Raw genomic sequence first — 15,927 nt, forward strand, 5'->3', positions numbered from 1 at the left:
GGTCGGCTCCGGGGTTTCAAAGCACAGCAGGCAACTATGCCAGGTGTGTGTTGAAAAGCCCCGGAGGGGTTCCGGCCGGCCTCAGCGCTTTTGTAAGCTGATTTCCATACGCCGCACACCTTCCTCGAGCATCTCCCGTGGGCAGCCGAAATTCAGGCGCACGAACTGCTGGCTGTCATCGCCAAACTCGATTCCTGCACTCAAGCCGACCTTGGCCTGTTCAAGGAAAAACTGCTGCGGGTCGTCCAGGCCCAGGGCGCTGCAATCGAGCCACGCCAGGAAGGTGCCTTGGGGTGCGTGCATCACCACGCCGGGCAGGCGTTTTTTTACCGCGTCGAGCAGGTAATCGCGGTTGGCCTGCAGGTACTGCACCAACGCAGCGAGCCATTCGCCGCATTGGCTGTAGGCGGCGCGGGTGGCTTCCAGGCCCAGCGGGCTGACGCTGTCGACCATGCCGCAGCGCGCCTGATTGAAGCGTTCGCGCACCTCGGCGTTCTGCACCACGGCAAAGCAGGTCTTCAAGCCGGCGACGTTATACGCCTTGCTCGCCGACATCAGGGTGATGGTGCGCTGGGCGATCTCGGGGCTGAGGCTGGCGGTGGGAATGTGGCGGCGGCCGTCGAAGCACAGCTCGGCGTGGATTTCGTCACTGATGATCAGTGCGCCGTGTTCCAGGCAGGCGTTGGCCACCGCCAGCAGTTCTTCGTGGGGGAAGACCTTGCCGATGGGGTTATGCGGGTTGCTCAACAGCAGTGCGCCGGCACCGCTCAATGCCTCGCGCATGGCGGGCATTGGCGTGATGTATTCGCCGTTGATCAGTCCAAATGGCACTTCGATGCGCGGCAGGCCCCAATGGCCGGGGGCCAGGCGAATCGGCCGATAGTTGGGGGTTTGCAATACCACCGCCTGGCCGGGTTGGACAAAGGCATGCAGGGCCATATTGAAACCAGGTTCGACGCCGGGCAGGAACAGCAGCTCTTCAGGTTGTACACGCCAGGCGTACTTGGCCCACAGGTCGGCGACGATGGCGTCGCGCACGTCGTCGCCGGCCACGCTGTAGCCGAGGATCTGCTGGTCGAGTCGTGCATGCAGGGCTTGCAATACGGCGGGGGGCGCGGCGATGTCCATGTCGGCGATCCACATCGGCAGAACGTCTTGCGGGTAACGGTTCCACTTGGTACTGCCGGTGCCGAGGCGCGAGTGGAGGGTGTCGAAATCAAAGCTCATGGGTGGCTCGTGTCAGGAAGGCAGGTGCAAGAATGGCGCCGATTCTAGCCCCAGCCCCGGTGATAAGGAACAAGTGTTTTTGGGTATGAGCGAGGAAGAAAAACACAATGAGACGGGGGGCTGATTTGCAACGTTACTAACAGAAACCTCGCAGATAAATCCGATGGTTACTTACCGTGTGTGTTTGTAGGTTAGCCCTCTACGGCTTGCCTGTTACGGGGGCAGCTTTTGAATTTACTTATCTTTGGAAGTCTTCATGTCGCACGTATCCTCGGCTACCACTCAACCGTTCTTTGGCTATGTTCAACCTCGGGGTACCGAAACTTCACCTCCTGTACAAGCCGTTGAACACAGCCGAACCCGAAGGGATATGTCGAGTGTCAAGGGACGGTACGTAGAAACTGAGCCTGTCCATGTACCGGACAACAAAGTGCTTGAACATTTTGTCAGCAAGATGAGCGATGCCGTCACGGGGCCTGGCCACGACGATTTTAAGCGAGGCTATGACACACCCTCCGCCGTAAGTTTGCCGGGGCATTCTCCAAAAATGAGCAACTTGGCATTGATGCGGTTGGCACTGGATCAGCAATTGAGCCCGCGGGAAATGGGGGCACTACGGTATCTGGTTGAGCAGCGCCTTATAAGTATCCCCCTTGATGATGCGAGAATATTTACTAAGGTGATCACGGACAAAGGGGTTAAGGTCACGCCGCGGCCGCAGGGTTATTACCTTTCTATAATCAATAAGTTATCGGGAGGGCGATGTGCAGGGTTCACCCATCTTTTGTCGTTGGCTGTGGCAGAGGGCAAGCAAGATACGTTTTTTAGTAATGTTTACCATGCAATTGCGCATCCGGACGAACCCGAATCCCAAGCGTTTTATCGCAAGTTGGCCGAGGTGCAAGAAAAAGTCAAAAAAGTTAAGGTTGCGCATGACCCAGCGACCAGAAAAGTTGAAGCCTATACCCAGATTGCACCGAGACTTTACGATTTTGCTGCTACCACGACACTGTTGATCAGCGCTGAAGAGCATCGCCTATCGGCAGGGGTAATCGTCGACGATACAGGCGCTCGAACCTACTATTACGATGATCCAAATGCTGGATTTGCAGTGTTTTTTTCCAAGGCGGCTTTTGAAAAAGGTTTGAAAAGTATATTTACCAGTCCCGAATTAAAATATTTACATCGGCCATATAACAAGGACAGCTCTAATCCTAAATATCTGATCAGTGTATTTAAACCCGATCATGTTCCTGAGGTTTCCAGCGACAATAACTCTATACGTTTCATGTACGATGCACCCTTGAACGGCCTTGATAACGTTAAGGTGATCGACGCCACGCGTGTGCCAACTAAAGAGGCATTCGGTAAACAGGCACCGGTCCCTGCCGGTCAGGCGGCGGCGGACTATGAAAAAATTACACTAGGCTTGGGCAAGCTGCATGACTCTAAGGGGATGTCACAATTTCATCATACGAAAGAGACATTGAAGTCCGTCCAGGACTTTATCGGAAAACACCCAAACTCCTCACTGTTGTCGCCCATGAGGGAGCTCGAGCACAGCTTGATCAATACTATCAAGGAGGCCGCTACGCCTGTTGGATACCCTTATGCCTTCGAACGCATAGAGCAACAGCGATCCTCCCTGGCCACCGCACAAATAGGCACGCTATTTAATTCGCGTACCGAGGCTGTTCGAGGTACAACCTTTGAGATCCTCAGCCCGACCAGCAGTGATCCCGCCAGGTCTGAACAGGTAGCTAAGGCGGTGGATACAGCGCTGCAAAGAATTCAGGTAAAAACACCCAAAACTGCGATGGCTGTAGCCGGCCATATCGACGTTATTATTGCCAAACCTGGGGATCACCCGGAAACGAAACTGCTGTTCAGCAACCCTCCCACGTTGATTGTCGGCGATGATTTTTTTTCTGCTGCCTCTAAGAACGGCGATACCGTCGCCGATCGAGTTGGCCATCGAGATGAAGTCAAAGGCCTTGATCCTCTCACCAAGAAGCAAGCCGCGTTGATCGCCGGTAAGCTGGGTATGCTTGGCTATTACAAAGCCGATGCCAAAGGCTTCCTGGAAGTGATCGGCAACAAGGAACGGTTTCCTGAGGTAGGCCCTCAAGACAGTACGCGTGCCGGCAGAAGCCCACGAGATTTTATGGAAGAGACTTATACATCGCGTCTCTATGAAGGAAGGCTCAACCCACAAACCAAGACAGCGCTCGACAAACTTTTTCCTACAGCAACCGGCCCATCGAACGCACGGATCACGACGCCACCCGGTAACCTAGTGACGCCGCCTAAAACACCTGCGCAGGATTTGCCCAAACTAACGGTAGTCACACCGCCTAAGACAGTACAAACGATTGACCCAACCGTATTAGCGCGCCTGAAAGAGCTTGATGCCAATCAGCCGCCCATTCGGTTCGGTGAAATGGACGTCAGCCGTGTTGAACTTTACAAAATGGGGGTAAACCTCAATGGCAATCCGATCGAGGCTCAGTTGCCCGATGATCCAGATGGCAGAAAGATGGTCGGTGAGATGGAAGTTGACTATTTGCGCTTGGAGGCGTTTGTCAAATCTGGATCGAGTGATGTCGGCAAGCGTACAAGTGATGTGCTTGCTGAGATCAGCTCCCTGCGTGAGCCCACTGTACCGCTGCTGAGCAGGCGAGACGGCGGCACTATCCCAGAGGCTCTGCAACAGTCCACCCGTGATATGTCGCGACATGCTGGCGCCATACGCGATATGCAGCGCAGCAATAAAGCGCTCCCCGCAGACTTTTTTTCCTCGGGTACACCCGGAAAAACAGGCGCAACTCACTCGGGAGGCCTGGGTTTTCAGGCTTTCAGTACCTTTCAAGGGTTGCGCAGTTCCATTGAGAGCATCCAACGTGGCGACACCACGGCGGGCGTCATTGGGTTGGGTGCTGTAGGCGCTGACTACGTCGGAATGGGCGTGGAGGCGGGGCTCAATAAAGTGGCGCAGAAGGTGGTCGACAAGGCCGCACCGGCAATACTCAGCTTTCAATCATCTACCGTGGGCAAGATGATCGGCAAAGCGGCACGGGGCGTCGGTTCATTTATCAGTATTCCGTTTGATATCTACACGGCTGTCGATTCGTTTAAGAAAGCGGGGCGTAGCACCGGTAAAGAAGCTCAGGATCACTACGTCAATGGTGCCTTCGCCGTCGCCAATGCCTCTACGTCGCTGGCCTTGGGCGCGGCATTTCTCGCGGGATTCAGCAGTGCCGGGCCGGCGGGGCTGATCGTGGCAGGCGGGCTGATGATTGCACAGTCCATTTATTCGGCCGTGCGAACTGTGGAAGATATTGATAAACACACGCCGTTGACGGGCGGCCAAAAGTTTACGCTTGGCTTGAAATCATTCCTGGGGTTTGAACCGGGGTTTGATGTGATGAAACCCTACTTGGAAGCGAAATACACCGAAGAAAACGAGGACCAAAGACGGGCTCACTACAAGGCATTCCTGGAAGGGCCAGGCAAGGATCTTTATGAGCGTGTTGTGTATGGCAACACCAAGGTCGAGGTCACAGAGGTTCCGGGGAAAGTTCCGCTGACTCCTTCACTCTGGTGGAACATTCCGAGTTTGCTACTGAACCTGATCAAAGTGGACGGCAAAGTTCCAGCCGCCACTGTCCGCGGCGGTAATGACCGCATTACCGCACCTGAAGAGTCCTGGAATAGCATGTCGATCAAGCCTGTCGAAGGTGTACAGGGAGGAGGCAGAGGCACGTTCTGGGTGTTGGGCGACGGAGATGACGTCGTGGCGGGGGTGATGAAAAAGCACAACTATTTTTCTTTTGAGGGAGGCAAAAAGCTGATCACTGGGGGAGACGCCGACGATACCTTTAACTTCAATGCCGATGCGCGCCAGACACTCGAGCAAACGAGACAAGTTCAAGACACCGAGAAAAACGGTTTCAGCCCGAAAGCCTCAGAAATCTGGGGCGGCGACGGCACCAATACGCTGAGCTTTTCGGGTGAACTGCGCACCACTTACAGCGTTGTTGGCGAGACTAAAACAGTTGCCTATTCAGGGCACGTCATCAACTTTAAAAGCGGTACGATTGCGGCAAACACCCCGGACTCTAAAACCAATGGTGTAACGCCAATTGCGTATTTCCATTCTTTCTCCAATGCCGTCACGGTTGAAAATGGAGAAAGTTTTATCCAGGGCGATGATGAAAACAATCACCTGACGTTGAACGGCAAAAAGGACGTGGTGCTAACGGGCAAAGGCGCAAACGTTATTATTGTCAATGGGGGAGCCGATATCGTCGGCCAGGGTGGGTTTAATACTTATGAAATTAACAAGGGCAATCAGGCTGTGATCATCAATGATCCGGTTGCAAGTGTTATCAAGCTGGACTACAGCGCCTCGCAGGTTTTGGATTGGGGCGTTACGCCTGAGGGGGACCTGGTAGCCACTCTGCACGGCGACAAGGCTGGGGAACATCGATACTTGTCTATCAAGAATGCCTACCCCAAGGGCTCGACGGAGGATGCGGCCAAGCCGACATTTGTCACCAATGATGGCATGATGATAACGATCAATGCCCCGCGTAAAGCGGGTTCTGACGACCGAGTTGTGCAGGTGAACCGTTTGAAAGTCGAAGCGCCCAATGTATGACGAGGTCTGACTGGCCCATGGAGGGGCCAGTCGATTTGCGCACTCAAGCGGCTTGTCGAGGCAAGCGTGCGCAGCCCGCTCTCAGCTGAGGCTGATTGCCTCGTACAGCTGTCGATGTGCCTGCTCCACGGCCCGGGCGACCGCTTCTTCACCCCGCACCATGGCGCCCAGGTAGATGAAATCCACGGAGTGGATGCCCACCGTAGACAGGATGGCGGTCATGTAAGGCGTGAGAAAGTCCGGCTCATGCCCTTTGCGCGCATTGCCGCTGCTGACCAGCACAAAGGTGCGTCGGTCCTTGAGCAGGCCGACTTTCTCGAACTGCGCATTGATGGTGAAGCTGCGATGGATGCGTACTACATGGTCTATCCAGGCCTTGAGCGCTGCCGGTACGGTGAAGTTGTGCACCGGTGTGCAGACAATCAACAGGTCGCAGGCTTCCAGCTCGACGATAAGCTGTTCCGACAGCGCCGTGGCGCTGCCACTCAGGCCGCCAGGGGTGGTGAGCGCGTTCGCGTATTCACGGGTCAGCGGCGCCAGAGCCTGGCTGCCGTAGTCGCGCTCGATAACTTCGGCGCCAGGCACCAGGTCGTTGAGCAGAGCACGGGCCAGCTTGAAGGTCTGCGCGGTCTTGCCGTGGGGGCTGAAGCTGAGAAGCAGGGCGTGGGTCATTGGCTCAGGTCCTGGGAAAAATGCATGCCCCGTGGAAGCAGGCCTTGGCGGAAGTAGAAGCGCTGGGCCAGGGCCATATGCATGCCGGTGTCCAGCACCAGGTAACGATAGCCTAAAGCGCGGGCTGCCTGGCGTACCCGCTCAAGCAGCTGTTCACCCAGGCGCCTGCGTTGCAGGGGGGCGTCCACGACCAGGTCATCGACATAGATAAAGCGGCCGTAGAGGGTATTTTCCGTGAGGCGGTAACCGGCCAGGCCAATCACCCGTCCGTGCTCACGGGCGGCCAGCAAGTAGTAGCCGCTCTCCCGTTGACGCTGGACCTGCCCGGCGAATGCGTGGGCGTCGGTCAGGTGCGGACGCAATTGGCGCATGATGTCGAAACTGGCCATGCAGTCGGCCACGGTTTCCATCAGCTGAAACTCGACGTGTTCATTCATGGTTAAGGTTCTCCAGATGCGCCTTGATCGCTGCCGGTACCTTGCGAAAGCTGATGGCGACGCGGTTCAGCGCGTTCATCAAGGAAATTGCCAGGGTCAGGTCGGCGACTTCCTTGTCACTGAATACAGCCGCAACGGCGGCGTAGTCGGCATCCGGGACCTGGCTTTGCGCCACCTGCGTGACTACCTCGGCCCAAGCCAGCGCCGCGCATTCACGGGGTGTGAACAGCACTGTCGCTTCGTGCCAGGTGGCCAGCAACATGATCTTTTCCAGGCTCACGCCCTGTTTGAGCAGATCGCGGGAATGGGAGTCCAGGCAATAGGCGCAGCCATTGAGCTGCGAGACCCGCAGGTACACGAGGTCGATCAGTTCTCTCTCCAGGCCGCAGCGGTGGATATAGCTGTGCACGGAGCCCAGCGCTTTGTAGCCATCGGGGGCGGCCAGGGCGTAATCGAGACGGTGTTTCATGGTGCGATCCTTGTAGGTGTGGGGGATGCGCCATTTTCGCGGCGGCAGTTGCCCGTCGACAGGGGCATGATTGGACAAGTGGGTTGGGACATGATCAGACTCCCACCCGTCTTGCCAACGAGCTGAATACGATGCCGTCACTGCCCAAATACCAGGAAATCTATCGGCGCTTTCGCCTGGCTATCGACCAGGGCCAGTTGCGGCCTGGCGAGCGTGTGCCTTCGGTCCGCGCACTGGCCCAGGAACTTAAGGTGGCGCGGGGGACCGTGGAGGCGGCGTATCAGTTGCTGGTCAGCGAAGGTTTTTTCCAGGCCCGTGGGCAGGCCGGTACGGTGATTGCCGCAACGCTGGCACCGGTCAAGGTAAAGCCGTTGCCCAGGGTGCCACCGCTGGTCAGCGGGCCGCGCCCACTGCAAATGGGCTTGCCAGCGCTGGATGCCTTCCCGCGTAAATTGTGGGCACGCCTGGTCACCCGGCAAGTGCGGCGCATTGATGCCGACAGCCTGGCGATGGGCGACGGACAGGGGGCCCAGGCATTGCGGGTGGCGATTGCCAGCTACCTGGCGTTGTACCGCGGCGTGGAATGCACGCCCAGCCAAGTGTTTGTGTGTGCCGGCTACGCCGGGTGCCTGACACTGCTGTGCGATGCATTGGACATGGCGGGACAGGCTTGCTGGTTCGAAGACCCGGGCTACCTGCATGCACGTCAATTGTTGCGCCATCTGGGGGTGGCGCTGGTGCCGGTGCCCGTGGATCACGATGGGCTGGATGTGCAGCAGGGCATCCGGCGCGGCGAGCAGGCGCGGCTGGCGATCGTCACACCGGCGCACCAGAGCCCGCTGGGGGTGGCGCTGAGCCCGACGCGGCGTCGGGCCTTGCTGGGGTGGGCGCGGGCGCAGGGCAGTTGGGTGGTCGAAGATGATTATGACAGCGAGTTTCGCTACCAGGGCCAGCCGTTGGCAGCGTTGAAAAGCCAGGACGCCGATGACCGGGTGATCTATGCCGGCAGCTTCAGCAAGATGCTGTTTCCCGGTTTGCGCCTGGGTTATCTGGTGGTGCCGGCGGCGTTGATCGACACATTTCAGCACAGTGCCAAGGTGTTGCAGCAGCGCAGTGCACAGCTACTGCAACTGACGGCGGCGGACTTTCTGGAGCAGGGGCACTTCACTCGGCATTTGAAGAAGATGCGCGGCTTGTATGCGCAGCGCAGGGCGATGCTGGTGCAAGCACTGCAAACGCATTGCGCCGCGTTTTTGCAGGTGGACGAGCAGGCCGGCGGGATCAATTTGCTCGCGCGGTTGCGCGTGCAGGTGTCGGATGTGCAGGTCGCAGAGGCCGCCGACATGGCCGGCCTGGGCGTTCAACCCTTGTCCGGCTGGACCCTCGAAGCCGGGCGTGAGCAGGGATTGCTGATGGGGTTCACCAATGTGGCAACGCCAGGGCAGGCCACGCACCTGACCCTGAAGCTGCTGGAGATCTTGCAGGCGTGTTCGGCTCAAGCGCTCAACGGTTCACCAGTTTCGCTGGCAGCGCAATCACCAGCAAACTGCTGAGCATCAGGCAGCCGGCAAAAAACCACAGCGCGCCCGCACTGCTGCCGGTCACGTCGATCGCCACGCCCATCAGCGAGTTGCTCACCAGGCCCGCGATATTGGCAACCGAACAGGCCAGGGCAAACCCGGTAGCCGCGGCAGTGCCTTTGAGAAAGGTCGCAGGCAGGCTGAAAAACACCGGCACCGCACCGATGATGGCCGCCGAGGCAATCGCGAACAACGCCACGGTGGCAGCTACGTTATGGGTGAAAAAAGTGCTGGTGGCCATCGCCGCCGCGCCGATGAAAAACGGCACGATGATGTGCCAGCGGCGTTCGCGGTGCTTGTCGGAACTGGCGCCGATCAGCAGCATGCCGAGCAGTGCGGCCACGCTGGGCAGGGCGGTAAGCATGCCGATATGGAAGGTGTCGGTGACCCCGGCATTGCGGATGAAGGTGGGCATCCAGAAGCCCATGGCATAGGCACTGAGCAGGATCGAGAAGTCGATACCGCCGAGCATCCACACCTTGAGATTGAAGAAACCGTCACGGAAGCTGTGCTTGCTGCCGGCACCATCGGCGTCGTCTTTGCGCAGCTCGTTTTCCAGCAGGGCCTTTTCCTCATCCGACAGCCATTTGGCTTGCTGGTAGCTGTTGGGCAGCGCCCAGAACGTCAGCACCCCCAGCAACACGCTGGGTACCGCTTCGATCAGGAACAGCCATTGCCAGCCACGCAGCCCGGCCATCTGGTCGAAGTGGCCCATGATCCAGCCAGACAGCGGGCCGCCGATCACGCTGGACAGCGGCAGTCCGATCATGAACAGCGCGATGATGCGCCCACGCCGGTGAATGGGGAACCAGGTGGTCAGGTAGTACAGCACCCCCGGCAGGAAACCGGCTTCGGCGGCACCGAGCAAAAAACGCAGGATGTAGAACTGGGTGGTGGAGGTGACCAGCATGGTGCAGGCCGAGAGCAAGCCCCAGGTGATCATGATGCGCGCGATCCAGATCTTCGCGCCGACCCGCTCCAGCACCAGGTTGCTGGGCACTTCAAAGATGATGTAGCCGACGAAAAACAAGCCGGCGCCAAGGCCGAAGGCGGTTTCGCTGAAGTGCAGCTGGTCGAGCATCTGCAGTTTGGCGAAGCCGATGTTGATGCGGTCCAGGTAGGCGGCCAGATAACAGAAACACAGGAAAGGGATCAGCTTCCAGGTGATCTTGTGGTAGAGCGTGGTGACGGGATCGGCGACTGTAGTCGCGGGCACAGCATTCGCAATGGGCATGGGGTGTCTCCTGGCGGTGACTTATGGTTTTTATACAGCCGCTTTTGTTCCAGCACTTCGGCGTGCTGTTAAAGCGACGTCCAAAGGCAGTGTCAGAAGACTGAAAGCTGCACCGAGGTTCTCAACCTCGGCGGCTCACAGTTTTTTGCAGGACCGCGCTCTATGGCGCGGTTCCGGGTGAAGCCTTATTGCTCCCTGAATTGGCGCATCGCCTCCAGCTTGCTCACCACATCACCGTACTTGCTGTCGATATCGAACAGGTTGGCTTCGTGGGGCGCCGGATGGCGATCGCCGACGCATTCGCGCACGACAATGGTGCGAAACCCGTGTTGCACCGCGTCCACTGCTGTTGCGCGGATGCAGCCGCTGGTGGAGCAGCCGGCCAGTACCACGGTATCGATACCTTGGGCGTGCAGCATCGGGGCCAGGCTGCTGCCGAAAAATGCGCTGGCGTACTGTTTGCTGATCACCACTTCATCAGGCTGGGGTAATACCTCGGTGCAGAACGCCGCCAGAGGGTTGCCTTCGACCATGTCTTTCATTACCGGGGCCTTTTTCACCCAGATGCCGCCGTCGGCGAAATGGCCGGGATGGTAGCGGATATTGGTGTGCACCACCGCAATCCCGTGTCGGCGTGCACAGGCCAGCAGTTCGACGCTTTCAGCCACGGCGCTGACCACGCCGGGCGCGAACAGTGGCGCGCCTTCGCGGGTGTAGCCCTGCATGAAGTCGATCATCAGCAGCGCGGCTTTGTTGCCGAAGCCAATGCGGTTGCCCCACACGCCTTGGTAATTGGCGTCGGCGGATTGTTCGCTCATTTCAGTTCCCTCAGTAGGCGCCGGAAAGCAGGGCACCGGCCCCGGGAACGATAGGTTCCAGGTCCAGTGCCTTGAGCATGGCGTAGGTGGTGGCGATGGCGGCGGTGAGCACAGGTTTGCCGGTTTGCGCCTCGACCTTGGCCACCACCGGCAGCGACTGCATCTGCACGCAGGCCGACAGCACGATCACGTCGACGCCTTCCAGGTTCATGCCGGCAACGATGGCCGGCAGGTTGGCGGGGTCGTGGCGGGCCACTTCGAGGTTGTCGGGGATCTCCAGGGCGCGCCAGTCGACGACTTCAAAGCCTTCTGCGCGGATGTAGTTCACCACCAGTTCGGTCAGCGGTTTCATATAGGGCGCAACAATCGCGATACGCTTGGCGCCCATCACCTTCAAGCCTTCGATCAAGGCGCCTGCGCTGGTGATCACCGGGGCATTGGCGTCGTTGTCGGCCGTAGCCTGGCGCAGGCGTAGTTCGGATTTGCGGTGGTAGCCCAGGCCCATGGCCATGATCGCCACCAGGCAGGCATACCCCAGCACGTCGACCTTGGCGTCGGACAATTCGATGGCGCAACGGTCGGACTCGCCATCCATCGCCGCCAGTTCTTCCTTGCGCACTTGCTTCATGCGCATGCGGCTGGAGTGGAAGGTAAAGCGCTCAGGACGGATCGCCTGGCGCGCGTTGAGCATGGCCGGGATCTCGGTTTCCATGGTGGTGTTGGAACTGGGCACGATCTGGCCGATGCGGTAGGGCTTGAGCATGGGGGTGTCCTTATTGTTGGGTGAGGAAGTCGCCAAGGGCATCGAAAAAGCCCTCAAGGTCGTCCCACGGGATCATGTGCCCGGCGTTCGGCACGCGCGCGACCTGGATACTCGGTTGCAGGGCCTGGATTTCGGCGATGTCTTCATCGAGGATCACCCCGCCGCGCCCGGCCACCATCAGCAGGGCAGGGGCCTTGAGGTGGGGCAGGTGCTGGTGGAAGTCCACCGTGTGGAAGTCATTGAAGGCACGCACGATGGCCGGTTCGTAGCAGGTGTGCAGCCACTCGGCGCGCAGTTGCAGCTGCTCATCGGTCCAGGTGGCGCAGAAGGCGCGCATCGCCTGGGCATCCATGCCAGTCACTGACAGGCGGATCGAGTCGACATACCAAGGCAGTTTGCTCGGGTAGTCCCGCCGGCCAGGACCGGACACCGGCGGGTCGATCAACACCATGCGGTTGACGCCTTGCGGGTGCTTGATCGCACTGTGCACGGCAAAGCGCGCACCCATGGAGTGGCCGACCAGGTGGTAGCTGTCCAGGCCCAGTGCGTCGGCAAATGCGCCAATGTCCTCGGCGCAGGTGTCGGCGCTGTAATCCAGTTCCGGCCCGGTGGACGACAGCCCGCGCCCGCGCACATCCAGCACATAGGTATCGAACTGCTCACCCAGGCGCTCGGCGACGAAACCCCAGGTAATTGCCGGGCTGGTGATGCCCGGGACCAGGATCAGCGCCGGGCCTGTACCGCCGTAGCGCAGATAGTGCTGGCGAATGCCATTGGCCTGCACGTTGCCGCCATGGAGAAAGGTACTCATGCGGCCACCCCCGACTTCAGCTCCTGGGCATACAGGTCGTAACCGTAGACCCAGGCCGGGTCTTCCTGGGTGCGTAGCCAGGTGTTGGCATTGGACACCGCTTGCACCCGGGACGCGCGTTCCTTGCGGTTGGCTTCATACAGTTCGAAGGCGTTGCGGTAGTCGCTGATCCCGGTTTCCTGCAGGCAGCGGGTGAGCATGGCGGCATCTTCGATGGCCATGCCGGCGCCCTGGGCCATGTGCGGCTTCATCGGGTGGCAGGCGTCGCCAAGCAATACCAGGCGACCGCGACTCCACAGCGGCAACGGGTTGCGGTTGCGCAGCGGCCACTTGGTCACGCTATCGGTGGATTCGATCAGCGCCTGCACGGTGGGGTGGTAGCCCTTGAAGGCTTCGAACATCTCTTCGCGGCTGCTGTCGACGAAGGCGCCCTGGAAGTCCCATTCGGCATGGGGTACGCCGGTGACGTAGTAGTACTCGTCGCGCTTGCCGGTGGTGTAGTAGACCATCATGTGGCGATCCTCGGTCCACCACTTGATGCAGTCTTCGAACCTGAGGTCGTACTTGGCCAGTTGCTCGCCTCGGATCAATGCGCGGTGCGCCACCCAGCCGCTGTACAAGGGTTTCTCCACCCCCAGCAGTTCTTCGCGGATCTTCGAATTGATGCCGTCGGCGCCGATCACGATGTCGGCATAGGTCACCGTGCCGTCGGCGAAGGTCAGGCGCACCTGGGTATCGGTTTCTTCGAGGGTTTCCAGGCGCTTGTTGAAGTGCAGGGTACCGGGCTGCAGCGTGGACATCTGCAACGCATGCAGGTCGCCACGGTGCACGGTGATGTAGGAGGCGCCATAACCGGTGAGCGGGATGCGCGAGAGGTAATCACCACTTTCGCCGCAGCGGCTGAACCAGTGCTCAGGGTGCGAGCCCATCAGGTCCAGCTGTTTTTCGATGCCCATGCGGCGGAAGATTTTCATGATGTTGGGGCCCATGTGGATTCCCGCACCCAGGCGGGAGAACTCCGGCGCCTGTTCGTAGACATTCACGTTGAAGCCGGCTTGCTGCAGCAAGGTAGCCGCAGCGGCACCGCCCAGGCCGGCGCCGACTATGGCGATTTTTTGTGTGCTTCCCATGGGCGTCATCCTCTCTTTTTTGAATTCAGGCGGTGTCTGGTCCGCAAGGTTTTTAAAGTGTATACGCTCATTTTTTAAAATGGGAAGTCTGTGCGGGGAAATTTATTTTTTGGTCTTAAGAAGCTTGTGTAACTAGGAGTGTCTAGCAAATATTAGGTTTGTGTGGATTGGTAACGTTTTTAACTGGCGCTTGCAGTCCATCTTTAAATCAGGTCTCATCATCTTTAAGTGGTGTATACGCTATAAAAATGCACTAAGTTGAAGCGCGCTGCCCGAACAGGGTGCAGCCCTCAGGAGACAGGAAAATGCCGGTAAGCGACTGTGAATTGACCCAGATGTTTGAGCACGTGTTGAAGTTGTCCAAGGTCGACCCGACCCAGAGCGTCGCGGTGCTCAAGAGCCATTACTCCGACCCGCGTACTGTGCGTGCCGCCATGGATGCGGCGCAGCGCCTGGGGGCCAAGGTGTATGCGGTGGAATTGCCGTCGTTCAACCACCCGCGGGCAATGGGCAACGACATGACTGCCTACTGCGGCGACACCGCGCTCACTGGCAATATTGCTGCCCAGCGCGCGCTGGAGGCGGCGGACTTGATCGTCGACACCATGATGCTGCTGCACTCGCCGGAGCAGGAGCAGATCCTCAAGACCGGCACGCGTATCCTGCTTGCCGTCGAGCCGCCGGAAGTGCTGGCGCGCATGCTGCCCAGCGAAGAGGACAAGGTACGTGTGCTGGCCGCCGAACAGCTGCTGAAGAAGGCGCGCTCGATCCACGTCAAGTCCCGCGCCGGCAGCGACTTCCGCGCTGCTTTGGGCCAATACCCGTCGGTGACCGAGTACGGCTTCGCCGATGAACCGGGGCGCTGGGACCACTGGCCCAGCGGCTTCCTGTTCTCCTGGCCCAATGAAGAAACTGCCGAGGGCGTGCTGGTGCTGGACATCGGCGACATCCTGTTACCGTTCAAGACCTACACCCGTGAAAAGATCACCCTGGAAATCGAAAAGGGCTTTATTACGCGGATTCACGGTGGGTTCGAGGCGCAGTACCTGAGCGACTACATGAAGTACTTCGATGACCCCGAGGTGTACGGCATCTCCCATATTGGCTGGGGCCTGCAACCACGGGCGCAATGGACCGCCATGGGCCTGCACGACAAGAACGACGGCATGTGCATGGATGCGCGGGCGTTCTATGGCAACTTCCTGTTCTCCACCGGGCCGAATACCGAAGTGGGCGGCACGCGCAAGACGCCGTGCCATATGGATATCCCGCTGCGCAATTGTGATGTGTATCTGGACGATGAGGCGATGGTGCTGGGTGGCGATGTGGTCGCGCCAGCGCGATCGCTGGCACGCTGAGTATCCGTGTGGGAGCTGATAGATATAGAGATCCAAGTGTGGGAGGGGGCTTGCTCCCGATGAGGGCGTGTCAGTGAGTGCATCAATACCTGACCCACCGCCATCGGGAGCAAGCCCCCTCCCACAGTTTTTGCGGTGTGTCAGTTAAAGTGTGTATCTCTTAAGCTCATCCAGGCTGTACGGGTAAATAGCTCGATTTGCACAACACTGCAAAGCCAAATGTGGGAGGGTGTTTCTTCAAGGGCATCTTGAGTCCGTTCACTAACCCCGCCATCATGCCACCCATCCAAACCACGCACCGAGCCCGCCGTGCCTGATTCCTACGTTTTTTCTGAGCAAGTCGGCCACCTGCTGCGCAAGGCCTACCAGCGCCACCTGGCGATATTCCAGCAGAATGTCGGCGACTCCCAGCTCACCGCCGTGCAGTTCGTGACCTTGTGTGCGTTGCGCGATCAGGGTGCAAGCTCCCTCACTGAACTGGTCAAGGCTACCGCCGTGGACCAGGCGACCATTCGCGGTATCGTCGAACGTCTCAAGGCCAAGGCGCTGATTACCCTGGAACCGGACCCTGCAGACAAGCGCAAGGTGGTGGTCGACTTGTCTGCCTCCGGCGCTGAACTGGTCGCGCAGACCGCACCGCGTGCGGCTCAGATCAGCGAATTGACCATGAGCAATCTCAACCCCGCCGAGCGTGTAGCGGTCCTGTTTCTGCTACGCAAGATGATTGACGATCCCCAGGAATAACCTGCGCTGGCATCGTTTTTGCTC

General features: G+C 58.9%; 13 protein-coding genes. 4 read left to right on the plus strand and 9 right to left on the minus strand.

Annotated elements, in window-relative coordinates; translation table 11 throughout:
• Positions 1 to 81: 81 nt before the first annotated feature.
• The gene (locus tag QYQ93_RS13670) at positions 82 to 1,227 is read right to left on the minus strand and encodes a MalY/PatB family protein (protein WP_338477199.1); all 1,146 of its coding nucleotides are present in this window, start codon (positions 1,225 to 1,227) and stop codon (positions 82 to 84) included.
• 430 nt (positions 1,228 to 1,657) lie between these two features.
• On the opposite strand from QYQ93_RS13670, the gene QYQ93_RS13675 reads away from it, so the two are divergent.
• Entirely contained in the window at positions 1,658 to 5,887 is a 4,230-nt protein-coding gene (locus QYQ93_RS13675; protein ID WP_338477200.1) for a hypothetical protein, read from the plus strand.
• Positions 5,888 to 5,968: 81 nt separating this feature from the next.
• Here the strand turns inward: QYQ93_RS13675 and QYQ93_RS13680 are convergent, their stop codons facing one another.
• Genes QYQ93_RS13680 through QYQ93_RS13690 form a run of 3 tightly spaced genes read right to left on the minus strand, consistent with a single transcriptional unit; the run spans position 5,969 to position 7,465 of the window.
• The gene (locus QYQ93_RS13680) at positions 5,969 to 6,559 is read right to left on the minus strand and encodes an FMN-dependent NADH-azoreductase (protein WP_338477201.1); all 591 of its coding nucleotides are present in this window, start codon (positions 6,557 to 6,559) and stop codon (positions 5,969 to 5,971) included.
• Positions 6,556 to 6,996 carry a GNAT family N-acetyltransferase gene (locus QYQ93_RS13685; RefSeq protein WP_338477202.1) on the minus strand — a complete coding sequence of 147 codons (441 nt, stop codon included), beginning with the start codon at positions 6,994 to 6,996 and terminating at the stop codon, positions 6,556 to 6,558. The genes QYQ93_RS13680 and QYQ93_RS13685 overlap by 4 nt, the downstream gene beginning before the upstream one ends.
• Entirely contained in the window at positions 6,989 to 7,465 is a 477-nt protein-coding gene (locus QYQ93_RS13690) for a carboxymuconolactone decarboxylase family protein (protein WP_043049875.1), read from the minus strand. Before QYQ93_RS13690 ends, QYQ93_RS13685 begins: the two co-directional genes overlap by 8 nt.
• 131 nt (positions 7,466 to 7,596) lie before the next feature.
• Here QYQ93_RS13690 and QYQ93_RS13695 point away from each other — a divergent pair, with 131 nt between their 5' ends.
• On the plus strand, positions 7,597 to 9,018 hold the full coding sequence (locus QYQ93_RS13695; protein WP_338477203.1) for a PLP-dependent aminotransferase family protein: 1,422 nt from the start codon (positions 7,597 to 7,599) through the stop codon (positions 9,016 to 9,018).
• On the opposite strand, the gene QYQ93_RS13700 is transcribed toward QYQ93_RS13695, so the two are convergent.
• The 5 genes from QYQ93_RS13700 to QYQ93_RS13720 form a co-directional block, all read right to left on the minus strand.
• Positions 8,969 to 10,279, minus strand: coding sequence for an MFS transporter (locus QYQ93_RS13700; protein ID WP_338477204.1), 1,311 nt, complete (start codon positions 10,277 to 10,279; stop codon positions 8,969 to 8,971). The two genes, QYQ93_RS13695 and QYQ93_RS13700, sit on opposite strands and share 50 nt — an antisense overlap.
• A 185-nt stretch (positions 10,280 to 10,464) precedes the next feature.
• Positions 10,465 to 11,097 (minus strand): N-carbamoylsarcosine amidohydrolase, encoded by a 633-nt coding sequence (locus QYQ93_RS13705; RefSeq protein WP_338477205.1) that lies wholly within the window; start codon positions 11,095 to 11,097, stop codon positions 10,465 to 10,467.
• Between the two features lie 10 nt (positions 11,098 to 11,107).
• Positions 11,108 to 11,860 carry an Asp/Glu racemase gene (locus tag QYQ93_RS13710; protein WP_338477206.1) on the minus strand — a complete coding sequence of 251 codons (753 nt, stop codon included), beginning with the start codon at positions 11,858 to 11,860 and terminating at the stop codon, positions 11,108 to 11,110.
• Between the two features lie 10 nt (positions 11,861 to 11,870).
• Complete coding sequence (locus QYQ93_RS13715; RefSeq protein ID WP_338477207.1) at positions 11,871 to 12,671, minus strand: alpha/beta hydrolase; 801 nt, start codon at positions 12,669 to 12,671, stop codon at positions 11,871 to 11,873.
• Complete coding sequence (locus QYQ93_RS13720; protein ID WP_043049869.1) at positions 12,668 to 13,801, minus strand: FAD-dependent monooxygenase; 1,134 nt, start codon at positions 13,799 to 13,801, stop codon at positions 12,668 to 12,670. Before QYQ93_RS13720 ends, QYQ93_RS13715 begins: the two co-directional genes overlap by 4 nt.
• Positions 13,802 to 14,106: 305 nt before the next feature.
• Here QYQ93_RS13720 and QYQ93_RS13725 point away from each other — a divergent pair, with 305 nt between their 5' ends.
• On the plus strand, positions 14,107 to 15,159 hold the full coding sequence (locus QYQ93_RS13725) for a 2,5-dihydroxypyridine 5,6-dioxygenase (protein WP_338477208.1): 1,053 nt from the start codon (positions 14,107 to 14,109) through the stop codon (positions 15,157 to 15,159).
• 309 nt (positions 15,160 to 15,468) lie between these two features.
• Complete coding sequence (locus tag QYQ93_RS13730) at positions 15,469 to 15,903, plus strand: MarR family winged helix-turn-helix transcriptional regulator (RefSeq protein ID WP_043049867.1); 435 nt, start codon at positions 15,469 to 15,471, stop codon at positions 15,901 to 15,903.
• Positions 15,904 to 15,927: the final 24 nt, after the last annotated feature.

Origin of the sequence: Pseudomonas khavaziana, from assembly GCF_036704165.1 — a bacterium.
Taxonomy (GTDB): Bacteria; Pseudomonadota; Gammaproteobacteria; order Pseudomonadales; family Pseudomonadaceae; genus Aquipseudomonas; species Aquipseudomonas khavaziana.

What these genes read in the sequence shown, in the direction of transcription:
- QYQ93_RS13695 (WP_338477203.1), top strand. Translation starts at nt 7,597, where the DNA reads ATGCCGTCACTGCCCAAATACCAGGAAATCTATCGGCGCTTTCGCCTG.
- QYQ93_RS13725 (WP_338477208.1), top strand. Translation starts at nt 14,107, where the DNA reads ATGCCGGTAAGCGACTGTGAATTGACCCAGATGTTTGAGCACGTGTTG.
- QYQ93_RS13705 (WP_338477205.1), bottom strand. Translation starts at nt 11,097, where the DNA reads ATGAGCGAACAATCCGCCGACGCCAATTACCAAGGCGTGTGGGGCAAC.
- QYQ93_RS13680 (WP_338477201.1), bottom strand. Translation starts at nt 6,559, where the DNA reads ATGACCCACGCCCTGCTTCTCAGCTTCAGCCCCCACGGCAAGACCGCG.
- QYQ93_RS13715 (WP_338477207.1), bottom strand. Translation starts at nt 12,671, where the DNA reads ATGAGTACCTTTCTCCATGGCGGCAACGTGCAGGCCAATGGCATTCGC.
- QYQ93_RS13710 (WP_338477206.1), bottom strand. Translation starts at nt 11,860, where the DNA reads ATGCTCAAGCCCTACCGCATCGGCCAGATCGTGCCCAGTTCCAACACC.
- QYQ93_RS13690 (WP_043049875.1), bottom strand. Translation starts at nt 7,465, where the DNA reads ATGAAACACCGTCTCGATTACGCCCTGGCCGCCCCCGATGGCTACAAA.
- QYQ93_RS13685 (WP_338477202.1), bottom strand. Translation starts at nt 6,996, where the DNA reads ATGAATGAACACGTCGAGTTTCAGCTGATGGAAACCGTGGCCGACTGC.
- QYQ93_RS13720 (WP_043049869.1), bottom strand. Translation starts at nt 13,801, where the DNA reads ATGGGAAGCACACAAAAAATCGCCATAGTCGGCGCCGGCCTGGGCGGT.
- QYQ93_RS13700 (WP_338477204.1), bottom strand. Translation starts at nt 10,279, where the DNA reads ATGCCCATTGCGAATGCTGTGCCCGCGACTACAGTCGCCGATCCCGTC.
- QYQ93_RS13670 (WP_338477199.1), bottom strand. Translation starts at nt 1,227, where the DNA reads ATGAGCTTTGATTTCGACACCCTCCACTCGCGCCTCGGCACCGGCAGT.